Genomic DNA, 20009 nt, shown 5'->3' with positions numbered 1-20009 from the left:
TAAAATGAACACAAAACAGAAATCCAATTTACTCATCGTCCTCGGCTTATTGTTTGTTGCTTTCATCAAGATTCTCGCCTTCTATGTACAGTTTGGAGACGTGATGGAAGGTTTTTTAATGGGAGCTGGAATTGGATTGATGGTCATGGGATTATTGACTAAAAGACAACAGTCAGCTAGTCGTAATTAGGGTAAGGTGCTTCTCTTCTTCATGATCCAGTAAAAGAGGGATTTTCATTTCCTTTATGGACAGCACTCATTGATCATTGGTAGGTTGAGCAGTTATACTGTTGCGAGTGCAACAAGATCAAGAGATGCTGTAAAATCCTTGATTAGAGAGGTTCTAGAGAGAAAGAACATCTTTTTTGTAACATTATTACTACAAATCAGGTATGTAATTTTATTATTACTACATTTAAGGTATCAAACGTAGTTATTATGGGAAAACACAACCTCGGTGAATTTGAAGAGATCGTTATGTTGACCGTCGCCATTCTGGGAAATGATGCATATGGATTTGGCATCATCGATGAAATGGAAAAGCGACTCAAACGTTCGGTAAGCATCGGTGCCTTACAGCAGGTACTCAAACGCCTGGAGCAAAAAGGATACTTAAAATCCGAATTAGGTGAAGCAACTGGAATAAGAGGAGGGAAGCGGAAAAGGTATTTCCACTTGACCAATTCGGGGAAAGAAATTCTGAAGCAGACCAAAGAACAACGCCTTGGACTTTGGAATGCCATCCCTGAGTTTGAATTGAAGTTCGTTGAGTGGTTTTCATCCTAATGGATAAGAATTAACTAAGATGTACTTTAGTGATGGACAGTAGAAAAATGTTTTATGGTGCCAATCCTGATGTCTTTGAGAAAGCAAAGACACTTAGGAAACATATGACTAAAGAGGAAAAAATACTTTGGAATGAGTTAAGAGCAAATAAGCTGGAAGGTTTAAGATTCAAGCCTCAGCACCCGATCCAATTTTTCATGGCTGATTTCTATTGTCATAAAGCTCGTTTAGTGATTGAAATTGATGGCGCTTCCCATATTGATCCAGACCAACAAGAATACGATGAGCAAAGAACTTTACAATTGGAATCACTTGGTCTAACTGTGATCAGATTTAAGAATTGGGAAGTCAGCAATGAATTAGAGGGGGTTTTATCTACTATCAAGCGAGTTACTGCAGATCTGATAGTGCGAAATCAATCCTTAACCCCGACCCTAAAGGGGGGGATTGATTATCAAGCAGACCCTAACACCCCCCTTCAGGGAGTTGGGGGCAGTATTAACCTAGCGCACAAGATTGGATTTGAGCGTAAATCTGAGTCCCATGAATAATCCCCGCATCCCAAAATGGCCCTTTCGATTGTTGCGATGGTTCTGCGACCCTGAGATCGCGGAGGACATTGAAGGTGATTTGAAGGAAAGATATGAGCGACACTACACACAAAAGAAATTTTCCAATTGGCGTTTGGTACGGGACGTAGTTTTCCTGTTCAGACCCGGCATCATCAGATCAATCATGAGCTCCCAAAACCACAATTATGCTGGTATCATGAGATATCACGTCAAATTCGCCTTACGCAATTTTCACCGACAAAAGCTGGCATTCCTGATCAATGTGATCGGATTGGCCAGCGGCCTGACCTGTGCTATGTTGATTTACTTGTGGGTGAGCGATGAATGGCAAGTCGATAAACTATTTGAGGATGATGAGCTGATCTACCAGGTCATGATGAATGATCCGAATGGTAATTCAATCCAAACAATGACCTACACTCCTCACTTGCTGGCCCGGTCACTGGCGGCTGAAATCCAGGAAGTCGATCACGCGATAGCCATGATCCCAAGTGAACTATCCAGTGATTTTTTAGGAGATTTTACGCTCACGCTCGATGATAAAAAAATCAAGGCAGGCGGCCATTTCTCGGAGAGTGACTTTTTCAATATTTTCTCTTATGAGCTCCTTGCAGGACATGCTGATGATGTCTTGAAACAGCCTAACACGATTGTAATTTCCAGATCATTGGCGGAGAAACTTTATCAGGAATACGGTTCTGCCTTAGGCAAATCAATTACCTGGAATCTCGCTAGTTTCAACGGAGAGGCCATGATAACTGGTGTTTTTGAAGACATTCCTGCCAGTTCGACCAGTCAGTTCGATTTTGTCCTGGATTTTGATACCTGGTATGAGGTGGCCAAAGAAATGCAATTGGACGTCAATAATTGGGGGAACCATACCCCTGCTACTTTTGTGAAGCTTCATCAGGAAAATGATGTTAACTCCTTAAGCAAAAAACTCAGCGCATTTACAGAGACTCAACCTAAGATTGCGGATAAGCAACTCCTGCCTGTACAGTATTCCAGCTTGTATTTGTATGGGAAATTTAAGGATGGCCAACAAATGCCGGGGAGGATCAAGCAAGTTCAGACATTTGGAATCATCGGCTTATTGATTTTGATCATCGCTGGTATCAATTTCATGAACCTGTCTACGGCAAGGGCATCCAAACGGATGAAGGAGATAGGGATCAAGAAGGCACTCGGTATCAGAAGAAGGTCCTTGACGAATCAGTTTCTGGTAGAATCCATTTTGATTGTTTTTATTGCTACTGCAGTGAGTTTAATGATGGTCCATTTGTTGTTACCATCCTTCAACCTATTCACCGAAAAAGAGTTGGTGATCAATTATGATCCTGTTCTTGTACTGCAGCTGCTTGGTATTGTATTCGGTATAGGTTTTTTGGCGGGAGGCTATCCGGCACTTTACCTGTCTGGTCTCGATACCCTTGCGATCTTGAAAAATAAATTGCGTACTTCTTACGGAGAGATCTGGTTACGCAAGGGATTGGTGGTCTTTCAGTTTTTGATCACCACTTTGCTTATTTCTACTGCCTTGGTTATCTACCATCAGATAAGCTATATACAGTCTAAGAGTCTTGGATATGAGGGAGAACAAGTGATCTATTTCTCTTCAACGGAAAATATCGCTAACCAAAAATCAGCTTTTTACGCTGAGTTACGTCAGATCCCTGGCGTAGTAGAAGTGTCTGGAATGGCTGGAAATCTCAGCGGGATTCATAGTGCCACCTCTGATTTTTCATGGGAGGGGAAAGATCCGGAATTCAATATAGACTTTATTCAATTTCAAGGAGACTTCAGATTGGCCGAAACACTGAATTTGAACCTGCTTGATGGCCGAACTTTTTCGAGCGAATACAATGAAAAGCGAAACATCATATTTAATGAGACGGCCATTAAAGTGATGGGACTAAAAGAGCCAGTGGGACAATCGATTAAACTTTGGGGCATGAATTATAAGATCGTAGGAGTGGTGCAGGACTTTCATTTGGAGTCGCTCTACGAAACGATCAAACCTGTTGCCATGATGATTGATTACTCCACACTATATCGACTGGTGGTAAAATTGGAAGGAGAAAACCAATTGGCCACCATCAACCAAATAGAGGATTTGTTTCAGTCGTTCAATCCGGGAACATCTTTTGATTTTCAGTTTCTGGATCAGGAATATCAAAACCTTTACACCTCAGAAAGACGAGTTGCAACTTTATCAAGGTTGTTCTCAAGCCTGGCTGTAATAATCTCCTGTTTGGGATTATTGGGATTGGTCATCTTCACAATCCAAAATCAATACAAAGAGATTGGTATTCGTATAATTTTCGGTCTGAATAGCTCAGGAGTAGTGATTTTGCTTTCTAAGAGTTTTTTCAATCTCGTGTTGATCGCTATGCTAATTGCACTTCCATTAGGGTATTTTCTTGCCCACGGATGGTTACAACAATTTGCCTATCACACCGAATTGAAGGTGTGGATGTTTGGATTGGCAGGTTTGATCTCTTTGCTAATTGCCATGATCACCATTGGCTCTCAGGCTTTGCGAGTGGCACATATGAATCCCACAGAAGCGATCAAATATGAATAGTCCGTTTGCACATATCGCTATTCGATTTTTGCGCTGGTTTTGCGACCCTGAGATCCTGGAGAGCCTGGAAGGTGATCTGGTAGAACGCTTTGAACGAAAATATAAGGTTAGGAAATATGCCAGTTGGTACCTGGTGCGAGATGTAATACGCTTGTTCAGGCCAGGGATCATACGTTCTTTTTCGTCAACTCAAAAAAACAATTACACCATGTTACTCAAGCACAACTTGCTCATCACTTTACGCGGTTTTAAACGGTACAAGACCACATTCGCGATCAATTTATTGGGATTAACCATCAGCCTGACAAGCGTGCTGTTTATCGGCCTATGGGTGTCAGATGAATTGGGAAAAGATCGATTTCATGCGGATTCTGATCGGCTGTTTCAAGTTTACACACGGCAGGTAGAGAACAATAGCATTGATGTTTGGCATGGTGTTTCCGGGATGCTCGCGGATGAAATTGAAGCGCAAATCCCGCAAGTAAACCATACGCTTGCTACGACGGATGTGCATGAATACACCTTAAGTACGGATAAGAAAGGAATTCGCGCCAATGGTATGTTTGCGGATCGTGATTTTTTGAATGTCTTTTCATTTGAGTTGATAGAAGGGAATCGACATGCCCTCGAAGATCCCTCGAGTATTTTTATCACCAGGGCCTTAGCCAAGCGGCTCTTTGATAAGGAAGATGTAATGGGAGAGGTGCTCACCTGGCATCAATGGGGACAAACCAAGCAAGTGCAGGTTGCAGGTATTTTGGAAGATCTATCCAATGATACTTCCGAACCATTCGAATTTGTCATGTCCTGGAAGTTTTATCATGATGAATTTATCACGTTTAAAGGTTGGGGTAATTTCTATGGACGAATCATTGTAAAGCTGGATGATCCAAGTCAGCTGGCTCAAATAGAGGAAAAATTAAATGCCATCATTCAAGAAAATCTTCCGGGAACCAGGACAGAACTTTTTCTTACAAGTTACGCTGATCGGTACTTGTATGGGCGTTATGAAAATGGTGTACAAGCCGGTGGACGAATAGATTACGTGTATGTCCTAAGTGTAATAGGACTATTTATTTTGCTGATTGCCGCGATTAATTTCATCAACCTCACCACAGCCAATGCCGCATTGAAATCTAAAGAGATTGGATTAAAAAAATCTTTTGGAGCTTCGAGAAGTGTGTTGGCTTTTCAATTCTTCATGGAGTCACTGCTGCTGTGTGCCATGGCGGCTACACTGGCCTATGGCATAATTTATTTGCTGTTGACGCCATTCAATCAATTGGCGCAAAAAGAATTGACGTTAAGCATGGATTGGCCCCTGATTGTTTCCATGGTTGCATTTCTTTTGATAACGGGGATTTTGGCAGGAGTTTATCCGGCGATCTATCTGTCCGGTGTGAAAGCAATCAACGCCCTGAAACAACAATTTGGAAGTAGTGGAGAGCCAATGCAAGGTCGAAAGATATTGGTCGTGATTCAATTCACGATATCCATTGTCATGATTGTCGGCACCTTGATCGTTGGTGAGCAGATGAACTATGTGTTGAACAAGCAATTGGGCTATGATCGTCACAATGTCATCTATTTTGAAAGAGATGGTACTTTACTTCAGAACTATGATGCTTTTCTTGGGGAGTTGAACAATACGTTGGGGATTGAGATGGCAGCTTTGACTGGTTTCTCTTTGGATTATCAAAACAGGACTGCTGGCATAGGCTGGGAAGGTAAAGAAGAAGATCAGGTGGTCAGTTTTTGGGAAAACTCCGGTGATGAGAACTCATTAACGGTGCTAGACCTTCAGCTCAACGAGGGCCGTTTGTTTGACGCATCTTTCAATGACGAAAACAGCATCATCTTCAATGAAACTGCCATTCGGATCATGGGGCTGGAAGATCCCATTGGTCAGACCGTCCAACATTACTCCGGCGAAAAGAAGATCATAGGTGTCATCAAAGACTTCACAACGGAATCGCTGCACAAATCTGAGGAGCCGGCCATGTTCTTTTATCGACCTGATTATGCTCCTTTTATCATGGCGAGAATTGATGGGAAGTCTACAGTGGAAACGCTACATCGTGTCGAGGAGCTTTACCATCAATACAACCCTAGTCATCCATTTGATCCGACCTTTTTGGATCAGGACTATCAGGCCAAATACGATTCCGAAACCAGGCTATCCAAGCTGTCTGCACTTTTCACTGGATTAGCGATCTTGATCTCATGTCTTGGACTATTCGGCTTAGCTGTATTCAGCGTAGCCCGCAAAACCAAAGAGATCGGTATCAGAAAAGTACTGGGTTGTAGTGTCCGACAGTTGACTTTTTCCATGACTTACGGATTTACCAGACCTGTTTTATGGTCCATGTTTATTGCCGTGCCTACCAGCTATTTTATTGGAGCTCAATGGCTTGATTCTTTTGCAGCACGCATTGAAATTTCCTGGTGGTTTTTTGCTTTAGCTACCATCACGGCCATACTGATTGCATGGTTGACAGTAGGTATTCATACTTTGCGTGCCGCCAGTGCCAATCCTTTAAATGCCCTGCGAGATGAGTAAGCAGCCGCCAAAACTCCCTTTGCGATTCTTGCGCTGGTTTTGCGATCCCGAGATGGTAGAAGACATTGAAGGAGATTTGGTCGAGCGTTTTGAACACAGGAACAAGCAAAACAAATCTGGAAGAAGACTCTTCACGCTTGATGTGCTGAAGCTCTTCCGTCCTGGGATCATTCGGCCACTAAACCTCTTTCCTCAAATGACCAATATAGGCATGATCGGTCATTTCTTACTACTTACTATCCGTAGTTTCAAAAAAGAAAAAAGCTACGCCTTCATCAATTTATTGGGGCTTTCCCTGGCATTTTGTGTTAGCCTAATGATCGGTTTATACGTCTACGATCAGGAACAATTCGACAGCTATCACCTAAATGCCCATAACAAATACCGGATCAATTATAATTTCCTCAAAGATGGAGAACTAGTAACCAATGCCAACACCACCTATGGCCTGGGGCCCGAGGTTATTGAAAAAATCTCAGGGATCAAACAAATGAGCAGAGTCCGTCCCGTTTTCGAGGATGAAAGCCCGGTGATTTCCAATTTAGACAACTCAAGAAAATTCCAGGAAAACGGAATTTATTATGTAGAGAAGAATTTTCTGCAAATGCTCAATTACCCGATGGCGCATGGTGATGCAGAAACAGCCCTGATGGAACCTAATAGCATGGTCCTTACCCAGGAAACCGCACAAAAGTTTTTTGGTGACGAGAACCCAGTTGGAAAGCAGCTTCGAATGGGAGCAGGACCCATGTCGGGTAACTTCATCATTACAGGTCTGCTAGATGATTTGCCTGCTGGAACACACCTGGACTTTGATTACCTGCTACCAGTGGACTATCTACTGGCAAATTTTGGTCTTTATGTCCGAAACGATGGCTGGGCGTGGGAAAACTTCTATACTTATTTTGAATTGGAAGAAGGGAAATCACCGGGAGAAATAACCCCATTGATTGATCAACTGGTCGAAGAACGGATTGGACACATCTTGGAAAGCATGGAACTGACTCAGGAAAGTTCTTTCCAACCTATTGCTGACATTTATCTGGATCCACATATCCCTGGAGATGGCGGGCTTTATAAAGGAAGCCCCAGAAATCTGCTGCTCTTTTCGGTGATATCGTTGGTCTTATTGGTAGTAGCCAGTATCAATTTCATTAACCTGGCCTCTGCACGAGCCTTCAAAAAAACGGGGGAAGTCGCATTAAGAAAGGCTTTGGGAGCGAACAAAAGGCAATTACTCGGTCAATTTCTTTTTGAAGCACTTTGCTTTATCCTGCTTGCTATTGGTTTAGCCTTCTCAGTTGCCTATGTGTTGATACCTTATGTCAATGATCTGTTGAATCTTCAACTGTCCTGGTCGTTGCTCGATAGTAGCTTCTTTTGGCAGGGTTTATTGGTCGCCGTTTTCGGCCTCACACTGGCTACTGGAATGTATCCTGCCTTGCTCAGCGTCAAATCTGCCTCCAGCCGAAATACCATTCAGTTGGGGAAAAATGGACTCATGATCAAAAAGGGTTTGATCATTTTTCAACTCCTTACTTCTTTGCTATTGATTGCCGGGACCTGGTTGGTTTTTCATCAACTTCAATTCATGCAAAATCAGCAGTTGGGGATGGAATTGGAGAAATTATTCGTGGTGAAGGGCTCCAGAACGGTCGTAGAAGAAGGGCATGAAGTAAGGATCCGTAAGCAAAATCAATTCAAACAACGCTTGCTGGAAAGGTCCGATATTCAGGCGATTAGTGCAACCAGCAATGTGCCCTCAACAGGTGAAGTATGGAATGGAGGTATTCGAAAACTTGGTGACCCCAGGACGGAAGAAACAAGTATGGATGCCATTATGGTCGATCGGCAATTCATCGATACTTTCGGTTTTGAATTGGTGGCTGGTAGTACTTTTCCTGCGTACATGGGTGATATGGATGCGGTCATCATCAACGAAAGAGCGCTTAAATCACTGGGACTACAAAACCCAGCCGAGGCGTTGGAACACAGTGTCGTATTGGAAGATATGGATACTATTCGGATATGGGGAGTCGTAAAGGATGTGAATTGGAATTCACTGCATGATTTCACGAATCCTACCATTTTTTGCGTGAATGATTATGCGGCTTTTCTGACCATCAAGATCAACCTGAACCATGTTCATGAGACGTTGAGCTTCATCGAAAATACTTATCGGGAATTGTATCATAGAGAGCCCTATATTTCATTCTTTCTGGATCAGGAATTCAATTTGCAATATGAAGAGGAGGCAAGATTCAGTCAGGTTTTCGGAACCTTCTCAATGATCACCATCCTCATTTCCGGAATGGGCATCCTTGCGCTTATCACATTCACATTGTCGCAAAGGATGAAAGAGATAGGGATCAGAAAGGTCCTGGGAGCCAATGCCCGACAGCTTTTCCAGTTGCTATCCAATGAGTACATCCAGATTCTAGGATTGGCGTTCTTATTGGGTGGCCCGATCATTTTCTGGGGTGCCCGGACCTGGTTGAGTAATTATGCTTATCGCCTCCCGATTGGATGGGAACTCTTTTCCTTTCCATTGATCTGTGTTGCTCTCATGACGCTCTTGTTGATTAGTGGGAAAATCCTTCGTGCCATGCGAGTCAATCCAGCTAAACAATTGCGCGATGAGTAAAACGCCTCCGAAGTTCCCTTTTCGCCTATTTCGCTGGTATTGTGATCCTGATATTGTGGATGATATCGAAGGCGATCTTTTGGAGCGCTACGAGCATCATTACCAATACCGACAAGGGGCATCCTGGCTTTTGTTAAGAGATGTTTTACTGTTATTCCGTCCTGGAATAATCGGGTCAGGGAGACGCCATCAAAAAGCAGGATTGTGGAGTTTTTTCGGATTTTTCCTCAAGGTGGGATGGAGAAATACCAAACAAGCCAATAGCTTTTCGATGTACAATATCATCGGGCTGAGTTTGGCGTTGGCAAGCACCTTCCTGATCCATCAATATGTAGCGCAAGAATATCAAACTGATTCATTCTTTAGTAATAAAGAGCGATTGTATAGGGCTGTCCGAACATCTAACTCGGCTGAAGCTTCCTACCGTACGCCATTATTATCTGCTCCATTCAGAGACTGGTTGATAAATTCTCTTAGGGTTGAGGAAGATGATCTGGTTAGAATACTCCAGGAGGATGAATTGGTGACTTATGATCATCATAGTTTTTTTGAAAGTCAGTTTTTTTATGTGGATCCTTCCTTTTTTCAATTATTGGACTATCCGTTTTTATACGGAGATGCATCCGTTCTTCAGCTGCCAAATACGGTAGTCATCTCCCACGAAATGGCCATGAAGTATTTTGGGAAGATCAATCCGATAGGTGAAATACTGGAAATTGATAACAAGGGCCTGTTGAAAGTGGCAGGGGTATTGGCTCCATTACCGCATCAAAGTCACCTTGATCTGCAATTCGTGGCGCCGATTACTGCAATGGGGTATACTTCAAGGGTACTTAATGAAAAGGATGCACATTCTTTTTCGTACTATCTGTTTTCGGAGGCTTCACCCAGGACTTTAAGTTTGCCATACCTGCAGGGAAATCAAACCATCAGTTGGCAACCAATGCAGAACGTCTATTTCGAAGAGGGCCTTGAGATGGATGTCGCCAAACATGGAAACGAAAGCCTGATCGAGAGCCTGATCCTCATCGCTGTGGTGATTCTCCTGATGGCTGGGGCGAATTTCCTGAACCTTGCTTTATGCGATTTTCTCAAAAAGATCAGAACCCTGGGGGTAAGAAAAGCCATCGGATCCAATACCAGGTTGGAAGTATTGAAGCAATTGGTAGAAACTTATCTGTCCATTGGAATCGCCATCCTAATTGCTTTTGTGGTCGGGTTTATATTGGCAGAAACCATGTTGAAGCCCTATATCCATTCCCTCTCCCTGGATTTTACCTTTTGGCTGTTAATTCCTGTGGTTGCTCTAGTATTGGCGTTGCCCTATTCCCTTTACTCATTCATGATTATTTCTGGCACATCTGCCGCTCAGGCAATGGCAAGAAAGGTTAGCAATATCAGGATCAAGGCTTTGCAGCAAGGCGTATTAAGCTTTCAATTCGTAGTAGTCATGGTGCTCATGGTAATGAGCCTGTTGATTTCCAGACAGTTTGTGTTCATGCAGGAACGAGAGTTGGGGCTTAATCCTGAACAGATCTTTTACTTCAATTCTAATAACAAACACTCTTTTCGTAATGCGACGACTATCCTTGAAAGAGTGAAAGCACTACCTGGTGTGATCGGAGTTGCCATGTCGACTGGTGCATTACCGCATTCAAATGCGGAAACATCTAGCATCAATATCAATGGAATTGCTTACGAGAAACGCCTGACCACTGTTTATTGTAGTGCGAATTTTCCTTCATTAATGGAGCTAAGATTGATAGAAGGTCGAATGTTTAATCTTTCACTGCAGTCGAACACGAACCGTACAGCGGTACTTAATGAAACCGCAGCGAAACAATTGGGTTGGCCCTCACAAAACCTTATAGGAAGTACAATGAAGATGCTGGATTTACCAGGGGAAGAGGAGGCTGAGCCGTGGAAGGTCATTGGGATAGTCAATGATTTTCATAGCGAGTCTCTTCAAAAGACCATTGCGCCTATGATCATGCTACGTTCAAATCAAGAGGAATCTTTCGTTGTGAAAATGTCCGCTGCTTCAGCGATGCAGGTTGTAGATCATATTGCGAAAATTTGGGAAACCTATGTGCCCAAATATCCCTTTACTTACCATTTTTTGGACGAACAATTTGGACATATGCATGATGAAGCTACTCAGCAACGGAAGATCCTATATGTCTTTTTAGGTTTGGCAATGGCTATTGCGATGTTCGGAACCCTTGGGGTGAGTACTTACCTGATGCAGGTAAAAAGAAAAGAAATTGCCTTAAGGTCGGTGCTAGGCGCTCCGTTGCCGGATTTAGGCATCCTTCTTTTTTCAGGTTATATGAAAACACTTCTGATTTCAATGCTAATCAGCCTGCCTTTATCAATCTACTTTTCCAAAATGTGGCTCAATGAATTCAGTTACCGCATTGATTTTACGCCCGGCCTTTTTGTGGGCAGTGTCGGTGCAATTGCATTGTTGGTTTTTGGAGTCTTGGCGATTCAGATGAGGAAGGCTTTGACACTCAATCCGGTAAACGAATTAAGTGATGAGTAAAACACCTCCGAAGTTCCCTTTTCGTCTTTTTCGCTTGTATTGTGATCCTGATATCGTGGATGATATCGAAGGTGATTTGCTGGAACGATTTGAGCGGCATTATCAGCATCGAAAGTTTGCAAAATGGCTATTGGCCAAAGACGTTCTATTGTTATTCAGACCTGGGATCATCCGGTCTTTTGAAGGATATCAACAACTCAATTATTACGGCATGTTCAAAAACAATGTAAAAATGGCTTTTCGGTCATTTCGAAGAGAAAAGGCCTTTACGGCTATCAATGTTATCGGTCTCACTTTTGGCTTATGGTGTGCTTTGATGACCATGATCTGGATTCAGGACGAGCTCAAATTCGATCGGTTTCATGCGAGTGGAGACCAGCTGCACCGGTTATTGATGAATTTCGAATGGCAAGGGGAAATGCATACGGAAGAAGCTTCTGCCTACCCTACAGGTGATGTGTTTAAAGAGCAATTGCCTGAAGTGCTGGAACGGACGCGTTATAACTTTCCGGAACGTTTTACTTTGGTGTTGAATGAGGAAACCAGAGAAAGTAATGTAGCTGCGGCCGATCCCAACTTTTTCGAGTTGTTTTCATTTCCCGTTATCGAGGGTAATCCATCATCGTGCCTCGATCAGCCCCAAAATGTTGTAATTTCTAAAGCCATAGCTGATAACCATTTTCCAGGAAAGTCAGCGATCGGGCAGACCATCATCATGCAGGAAGGGGTTCATGAGATTTCGTTTACGGTCACTGCAGTCGTAGATGTTCCCTATCATTCTTCCATGCAATTTGATGCAATGATTCCATTGGAAGTGATTCTGAGTTTTCAGAACGGTTACGACAACTGGGGAAATACCTACTTCGCTACTTATTTAAAACTGGCACCGGGATCCAACATGGAAGCTTTCCATGCCAAAGCCAATGAAATCGCTGTTGCTAACGATGCCTGGTACACCCTCATGGCCCAACCTTTTCAGGATCAACGGCTGTATGATAGTTTCCAGAATGGAGCACCAAGTGGTGGAAAGATCAATACCTTGATCATGTTTGCTTTGGTGGCTTTGTGTTCCATTCTCATTGCAAGTTTCAATTATATCAATCTGGCTACAGCAAAAGCCCTAAGAAGAACCAGGGAAATAGGCTTGCGTAAAATCATTGGTGCCAACAAGTCAAACCTCATTTGGCAATTCCTCATAGAATCGTCGATTCTGGTGATCATGGCTTCTTTTCTTGCGTTGGTACTGTGTTCGGTTTCCATCCCGTTCTTCAATGCCCTGGTTTACAAGCAAATCACGATTGATTTTAGCGACCCAATGATCTACCTTTTTTTGGGAGTCATGTTTGTACTTACGGTAGTACTTTCAGGGATTTATCCGGCGGTATTTCTGGCATCGTTCAATCCCTTCAATGCGCTCAAAAACCTGATGCCGAAGAAAGGCTTCCAGCCCATATTGCGTAAAGCTTTAGTGGGTTTCCAGTTTACCATTTCCATTGTACTGGTTTCAGCAGCATTTGTAGTATCTCAGCAAATGAAATACTTCACTTCCAAGGAACTGGGTTTTGACAAGGAACAGATTGTGTATTTGGAGTTGGATCAAAGTACATTCGATAAATATGAGGTGATCAAATCCAAGTTACTGGCGCATTCAGGTGTGGCTGGCGTAGCCAGTTCCAATCACGATTTTGTTGGCGCTGGAATTGGTTTTACCAGTGATGTCAGGTGGAGATTGCTCGACGCGGAAGAGCAGATCTTTTTTGGGATTCAGGAAGTCGATGCAGGATTTGCTTCCTTGACTGGAATGGAACTTGTTAGTGGTCGTTACTTCAACACGGAACTGTCCGACGGCTCTCGTGAATTTCTGATCAATGAAACCGCCGTGAAGGCCATGGGGTTTGAAAACCCAATTGGTGAACGCCTTTCCTTTTGGGATCGTCAAGGTGAAATTGTAGGGGTTGTCAAAGATTTTCACGTGACCACTTTGCACGACAAGATTCAGCCGGTGATCTTAATGAATAAGCCAAATGGTACTTATGTGTTTGTGAAAGCAAAGCCAAATCAATTGAATGAAGTCGTGGATCACTTGATTGATGTACACGAAGAGTTAAGTGGCTTCCCGATCCAGTACAATTTCCTGGACCGACGAATTGCGAATAGCTATGAACAGGAGATGACGCTTCAAAAACTTACCAGCTATAGTTCTATGCTTGCCCTGATGATCAGCCTTTTAGGATTGTTTGGACTTGCAACTTACGCTTGTCAGCGCCGGATGAAGGAAATCGGGATTCGAAAAGTATTGGGTAGTGATACCTGGCAGTTGATTGTGCTGCTTACCAAAGACTTCACCATGATCATCGTGCTGGCCTTATTGGTTGGTGCTCCGATTGCTTATTTTTCTGTGAATGACTGGTTGGAGAACTTTGCCTATCGTATCAATATCTCCTGGTGGCCGTTCGCACTTTCAGGACTATTGGCGATGATATTAACCTGGCTCATCGTTGGTTCGCAGACCATGAGAGCAGCAAGTGTCAATCCGGTAAGGTCGCTGAGAGATGAGTAATTGATCCAGCTGATCCTCTTTCATGTGTTTACCTTTGATAGGCATACTGAAGAATAGATGACTAACACGGAACCGGAACACTGCGAGATTTGTGAGAAAGACCTCCCTCTGACATTCCATCACCTGATCCCGAAGAAATGCCATAGCAACAAATGGTTCAGGAAAAGGTATACCCGAGAAGAAATGAATACGCGGGGCATTTACGTCTGTCGAAAATGCCATACTTATATTCATGCGATTGCAGGAAACAAAGAACTGGGGCGTGATTACAACACCCTGGAAAGCTTGTTGAATCATGAGAAAATGATCAGTTTCAAAGCCTATGCCATAGGAAGGAAGGGGTGATGGTCCCAAAAACCCGTACTTACTCTTAACAAAGAAAAGTCAAATCGAATTGATCAATATCCGTTCAGCCAGACAAAAAACAGATCTAAAGCAATCAACTTGCGCAGATCATTCTTCCCACTTATCCCACAAAACACCGGTTCACTACCTAAGCCGAATAACTTTTGGTACGATCTATACGTGAACTAAAATAATTTCGTTCAAAAGGAAATTTGTGTTATGTCCGCCTGTATCCACCTCACCAGGCGATGGATGGTATTGTTATGCCTACTGTTCATCGCAAGTATTTCCTATGCCTCGGAAATAACCTTCAGAGATCTTACCGTTGATGAAGCACTTCAAGAGGCGAAGAGTCAGCAAAAATTCGTTTTTGTAGACCTCTACGCCGAATGGTGCCGTCCATGCAAATGGATGGAAAAAGAAGTCTTTTCAGCCGATACCGTCGCTGAGTTTTTCAATGATCATTTCATTTCACTACGCATCGATGCGGAGAAGCAACAATTGGATTTTGTCGATTTGATGAAGGTCAATGCTTACCCGACGATGTTGTTTTATGAACCAAAGGGTCGGCAAGTGCTACGTGTTGAGCAAGCCATGGATGTGAATGAATTCCTGGAATTGGCTCATAGCCTCGTAAATCTTAACGATTACCATGATGCGTATGCTGATAAGCCCAAGAAACAGGAACATGTTTTTGCCTACAGCAATGCCATGAAGTGGGTAAATCAAGGAAAAGCTCAAGGTGCTGCTAGAAAGTACCTGATCGATCTGTCTGAGAAAAAGTATGCCGATTCCCTGAATTGGTCGATGATCCAGGAATTTGTAAAGCCCTGGGATCGCGTCTTGTTTCCTCGCGTGGTGAACAATGAACGATTGATCGAAGCGAGGAAAGAACAGTTTTCCGGTTACATGGAAGTGTCGATGGAGCAACTACTTCATAAATCGCTGGAACGAAAAAACAGTGTATTGCTACGATCTCGTGAGCGATACATTCGTTCTCTTGCCGAGTATTTAAGTAATCCGGATAGCCTGGTGCTGGTGGGACAGGTGTTTTTCAGCGGACTATACAAAGTAGAAGATTATGCGAGGTTGCTACGTCAGTATGTGGAGAAGTATGTAGGAAACAATGCGACTATGTTCGCTAATATGTCACTGACTATCGCCGAAGATTATTTCCAGAGAGATATTTTAAAGTATGGCATTGAATTGGCAGATCGTAGCAACCTGTTGAATCCAAACATGAGGGCCTACTTCGCGGCAGCATTGTGCCATGAAAAACTCAATCAGTTCAAAAGCGCCTATGCTTACATGCTGCTTGGCTACAACTATGCCAACGATGAAGAGAAAGCCATCCTTGACGAGTTTGAAGAACGGATCAAGTATAAGATGGAATTTGAGCTTCGGGAAGGTGTGAATTACGCTGGAAGATCCAGTGAAGATGGCCGCTTTACCCTGGGTGCAGGTATGAGCCGATTGATGTATGGCTATCCTGTTCCACAATCTACCTCTCATTTTGTGGTCAATGTAGATGGAAAGCTAGCTTCCAATACACCCATGTCAGGAACCAAATACCTGACCGGCCATGTCACCTACGATGGCACAGGAATCACTCCAAGAACTGAAATTGCATTTGATTTTGAAGATATCAGGATCGTTCAGTCGCTTGAGCCTGTAGACAAAGACGGGAAGCCAATAGTGGATGGTCTTGCTCAGTTCTACAAGATCTCGTATCATTTTACCACGAAGGGGATGAAGTTGAAGAAAGTTGGATTAGGAGTCTTGTTTGATACAATGATCGATGACAATGATGCATGTGTCATTGCTGCAGATGGTAAGGTCATACCTCATGAAATTGGTTTTGGAAAAGGAGGAATGCCTTCAGAGCTACTGTTCTATCGAACGAAAAGCGATACCTCTGATATGATGGGAGCTGCGATCATCAAAGGCATGGAGGCCACGCCGCCAGATAAGGTGGTGGTAGGTAGATGGCCCGTATTACATCGGGTGAGGTGGAAGATGAAGCCTCGCAAAGTCAAATATGGCGATAGTGCTTACCTGATGCAGTGGAGCCCTAAAGGGATGAATCGCTTAAGGGATTTGAAATTTGTGACCTATTATGGCTTGCCTCGACACAAAGAACCGGAACTACGCTTGATCATGAAGGATGAAGGGGGCAATTTGGTGATGGAGAAAGAATTCTTTTTTGAAAACAATCAGGATGAACTGGACCTCAATGGCAAGATGATGATCTCCGAAATTGTGTCCAATCCCAATATCGAGATCCTAGGAGTCCTGCTCAATGGATATGCCGATGTTGTAGGGGAAAATGATTACAATTTTGCACTGAGCAGACGTAGAATTGCCGCAGTAGGGGAGACTTTTAAAAAGCAGGGAATTCCTTACATCCCCAAGCCTTATGGAATAGAGAAATCAGAAGACTCGAACTACACCGCACAGTTTGGAAATCCCTGGGACCGAAAAGTACAGGCCATGATCTACTACCGATTGAAACGAGATCGTAATGAAGCACCGCTATCGAATTGATCAGAGCTCGAATATAATTAAGATCGTCATGCCGGTTTTTTTCAGCTTAAATTCCGTAGGAAGTTGAAAAAAGACCGGTATCTCTTGCACGATCTTTTCAATCCTTTCGAATCTTAAAAAATGTTTTATAGCAGCTTTTAACAATAAATGACAAGCTAAAACCCTGGACGAAGCCAGGGATAAGGTAGCCTTCTTATATCTTGTGACCACTACAAAACCGCAAGACGTGAGGAGGCTATTTTTGATTTTATTGTTTATTCCCAACTTGAGCCTAGGTCAATTCACGAACCTTGATTTCGAATCCTGGGATACGCAATCCAAATCTTTCTCTCAGTGGTTTGGAACAGAAGGTGCTATCATTCAGAGGGATACCAATGCTTTTGAAGGTGAACAAGCTTTAAGGTTGGAATGTGATTCGAACTCAAGTGCTACCTATTTCTTACAGGTACAAAAGTTGGAGGTAGGAGTCCCGCGAAGAATGACCTTTTCCGGGATCGTGAATACCCAAAATCTTGATGGCCAGGCAGGGATTTATGTCACGGTAAGGGGACCAAATGGAAGAACTTATTACAGTCAGGATTTGTCTGAAACAGGTGAGCATTGGATCAAATCTGAAATAGAAATCGTGGTGGATGACCAGTCGGATCAGATTTACATCGGAGGTATAGTCACGGGTGAAGGTTACGCCGCATTTGATCTATTTGAGTTGAAGGAGAAAGCACTTACAGATTCGGTTGACTCTGAAGCCACGCAGTATATCGATGAAATTGGAGCTTTGATTCGGGAGAACAGCCTGGTGGCTGGCGAAGTTGACCTAGATCGCTTAATCAGTTTAGGAAAGCGATTGGTTTCAGCAGATACTACACTAGAAGCTTCCCGCCCGGTAGTTGAATTCATGGTAAATAAGCTTCGGGATGGACACAGCCGTTTTATGGCCCCTCAGGTTTATCGAAAGTGGCAATCAGCAGGTACATCCATTACATGGAGTAAAGGTGAGATGATGGACAATTTAGCCTATCTGGAAATCCCGGGATTCAGGTCTGGTAATGCCAGGCAAATCACTGCCTTTGCTGATCATTTAAGGAAATTGATTGAGAAATTAGCTCTGAATAATCCGGCTGGCTGGATCATTGATTTGAGGAAAAATACAGGAGGAAATGCCTACGCGATGTTGTCAGGTTTAAGTCCATTTTATCCTTCAGACACCTTGGCCTCCATGGCTTATCGAGATCAAACTCGAAAACCTATTTTGCTTAAAAAGAAAGGTGTTTGGTTTGATGGGACGAGACATGCTAAAGTTAGAAAGACAAAGCTTGAACTTCATCAACCAAGGGTTGCCGTATTGGTAGGGCCAGAAACCGCAAGTGCAGGAGAATTGGTGACTATTTCTCTAAAGAGTCTTGCTGACGTTGTGGTCATCGGCCAGCCTACCGCTGGTATTTCCAGCAACAATGAACTTTTTGAGTTATCAGACGATGGGGCTTTATTCCTTACGACCTCAAATTATGCGGATATACATGAGGAGGTATATACAGATGGTTTAGAGCCTGATGTTTCGATAGAAGAATTGGAAGGGACAGACCTGGTACTTGAAGCGGCTAAACAATGGATATTAGAAAAGGACTAAGTGATGGTTGATTGTTTTTCCCTAAGTATCTTCTTCTCTGCTTCAAGTGGAGCTAAAGCTATGGCTTTTTCTAACGCTTTAATAGCTCCGACAGGATCTTCATTTATCAAGATTTCGCCTTTTACTGCGAAATACAGATAATGCCCATGTAATTCAGTTATCGAGTCCAACATCTCCAGCGCAATATTGGCTCCTGCTACTTTGCTCAATACGTATGTTTCGTTTAGCAGGACCATTGGACTTGCTTTGACTTTAGATAATCTGCGATAAAGCGCTAATAAACCTTCCCATTTTTGTGGGTGATCTTCCATGGTATGGAAGTAGGCAATGGCTGCTTCCAATTCATACGCAGAAGCCAGTTCATTCAAGTTCAGTCGCTGCAAATAGTTCAACCCATGCTCGATCAGTTCCTGATTCCATTTTGAATGATCTTGCTTACTCCATGGGATCAGATCTCCTAATTCATTTAAGCGACATTCAAATCGGGACGTGTGGAAACACATCAGCGCCAGCAGCGCCCAACAGTCTTTGGTAATAGGTAAGTCAGACTGTTCCAATAGTAAAGCTAATCTCATGGCTTCCAGGCATAGGTCCTTTCGGATCACTGCTTCCTGACTGGACGAGTGGTACCCTTCATTGTACATCAGGTAGATCGTTTTCAAGACACTTCCGGTACGTTCGCTGAGTTGGTTAGGTGATGGAATTTCGAGTCGGATATTTTCCTTGCGGATCTTTTGCTTCGCACGAAATAACCGCTTGTTGATGACTTCTTTGTTCGTCAGAAAGGCACTGGCAATTTCCTGGATACCAAATCCTCCCAGGGTTTTCAGGGCCAATGCCAATTGTGCTTCCTCAGGGATGGCTGGATGACAAACACCAAACAGAAGTTGTAGTTGGCTATCCGTGATGTCATGAAAAGCTTGTTCCAATTGCGCAGTGATGGTATATTCTACCGGAATAGCAGTTTTGACCACATCATCTACCTTCCTGCGGGTTTGCTGTCGCCGGACATAATCAGTCGCTTTGTTTTTGGCGACGGTGTACAGCCAGGCCAGAGGATCGTCAGGTGTGCCGTTAAATTTCCAGCTTTCAAAAGCACGAATAAACGTGTCTTGTACCAGGTCTTCGGCCACCTCCAACTGGTCAAAACCAAAAAGTTTGGTCAATACGGCAACCATCTTTCCCGACTCATGTCGAAAAAGATGGTCAATTTTATCGTTAGATGGTGCCGAGTTCTTCAAC

Annotated in this window: 12 protein-coding genes; 11 read left to right on the top strand and 1 reads right to left on the bottom strand. The window is 43.3% G+C overall.

Going from position 1 to position 20009, the window contains the following annotated elements; translation table 11 throughout:
- The first annotated feature begins 4 nt into the window (after positions 1–4).
- From R8G66_13530 to R8G66_13480, 11 genes are all read left to right on the top strand, one after another.
- The gene (locus R8G66_13530) at positions 5–190 is read left to right on the top strand and encodes a hypothetical protein (protein MDW3193388.1); all 186 of its coding nucleotides are present in this window, start codon (positions 5–7) and stop codon (positions 188–190) included.
- Positions 191–438: 248 nt separating this feature from the next.
- Positions 439–786 carry a helix-turn-helix transcriptional regulator gene (locus R8G66_13525; protein MDW3193387.1) on the top strand — a complete coding sequence of 116 codons (348 nt, stop codon included), beginning with the start codon at positions 439–441 and terminating at the stop codon, positions 784–786.
- Between the two features lie 32 nt (positions 787–818).
- The gene (locus R8G66_13520; GenBank protein MDW3193386.1) at positions 819–1337 is read left to right on the top strand and encodes an endonuclease domain-containing protein; all 519 of its coding nucleotides are present in this window, start codon (positions 819–821) and stop codon (positions 1335–1337) included.
- Complete coding sequence (locus tag R8G66_13515; GenBank protein ID MDW3193385.1) at positions 1330–3942, top strand: FtsX-like permease family protein; 2613 nt, start codon at positions 1330–1332, stop codon at positions 3940–3942. Before R8G66_13520 ends, R8G66_13515 begins: the two co-directional genes overlap by 8 nt.
- Positions 3935–6502 (top strand): ABC transporter permease, encoded by a 2568-nt coding sequence (locus tag R8G66_13510; GenBank protein ID MDW3193384.1) that lies wholly within the window; start codon positions 3935–3937, stop codon positions 6500–6502. Before R8G66_13515 ends, R8G66_13510 begins: the two co-directional genes overlap by 8 nt.
- The gene (locus R8G66_13505; GenBank protein MDW3193383.1) at positions 6495–9146 is read left to right on the top strand and encodes an FtsX-like permease family protein; all 2652 of its coding nucleotides are present in this window, start codon (positions 6495–6497) and stop codon (positions 9144–9146) included. Before R8G66_13510 ends, R8G66_13505 begins: the two co-directional genes overlap by 8 nt.
- The gene (locus tag R8G66_13500; protein ID MDW3193382.1) at positions 9139–11691 is read left to right on the top strand and encodes an ABC transporter permease; all 2553 of its coding nucleotides are present in this window, start codon (positions 9139–9141) and stop codon (positions 11689–11691) included. The genes R8G66_13505 and R8G66_13500 overlap by 8 nt, the downstream gene beginning before the upstream one ends.
- Positions 11684–14251 (top strand): ABC transporter permease, encoded by a 2568-nt coding sequence (locus R8G66_13495; GenBank protein MDW3193381.1) that lies wholly within the window; start codon positions 11684–11686, stop codon positions 14249–14251. Before R8G66_13500 ends, R8G66_13495 begins: the two co-directional genes overlap by 8 nt.
- A gap of 57 nt (positions 14252–14308) precedes the next feature.
- Positions 14309–14596 carry a hypothetical protein gene (locus R8G66_13490; GenBank protein ID MDW3193380.1) on the top strand — a complete coding sequence of 96 codons (288 nt, stop codon included), beginning with the start codon at positions 14309–14311 and terminating at the stop codon, positions 14594–14596.
- A 219-nt stretch (positions 14597–14815) separates the two neighbouring features.
- On the top strand, positions 14816–17140 hold the full coding sequence (locus R8G66_13485) for a thioredoxin family protein (GenBank protein MDW3193379.1): 2325 nt from the start codon (positions 14816–14818) through the stop codon (positions 17138–17140).
- 226 nt (positions 17141–17366) lie between these two features.
- On the top strand, positions 17367–18767 hold the full coding sequence (locus tag R8G66_13480) for a S41 family peptidase (protein MDW3193378.1): 1401 nt from the start codon (positions 17367–17369) through the stop codon (positions 18765–18767).
- Here the strand turns inward: R8G66_13480 and R8G66_13475 are convergent.
- Complete coding sequence (locus R8G66_13475; protein MDW3193377.1) at positions 18764–20008, bottom strand: sigma-70 family RNA polymerase sigma factor; 1245 nt, start codon at positions 20006–20008, stop codon at positions 18764–18766. The two genes, R8G66_13480 and R8G66_13475, sit on opposite strands and share 4 nt — an antisense overlap.
- Position 20009: the final 1 nt, after the last annotated feature.

Source organism: Cytophagales bacterium, from assembly GCA_033344775.1.
Taxonomy (GTDB): domain Bacteria; phylum Bacteroidota; class Bacteroidia; order Cytophagales; family Cyclobacteriaceae; genus JAWPMT01.
Note: the sequence above shows the minus strand (reverse complement) of the source record. Positions and strands in the feature narration are given on the sequence as shown.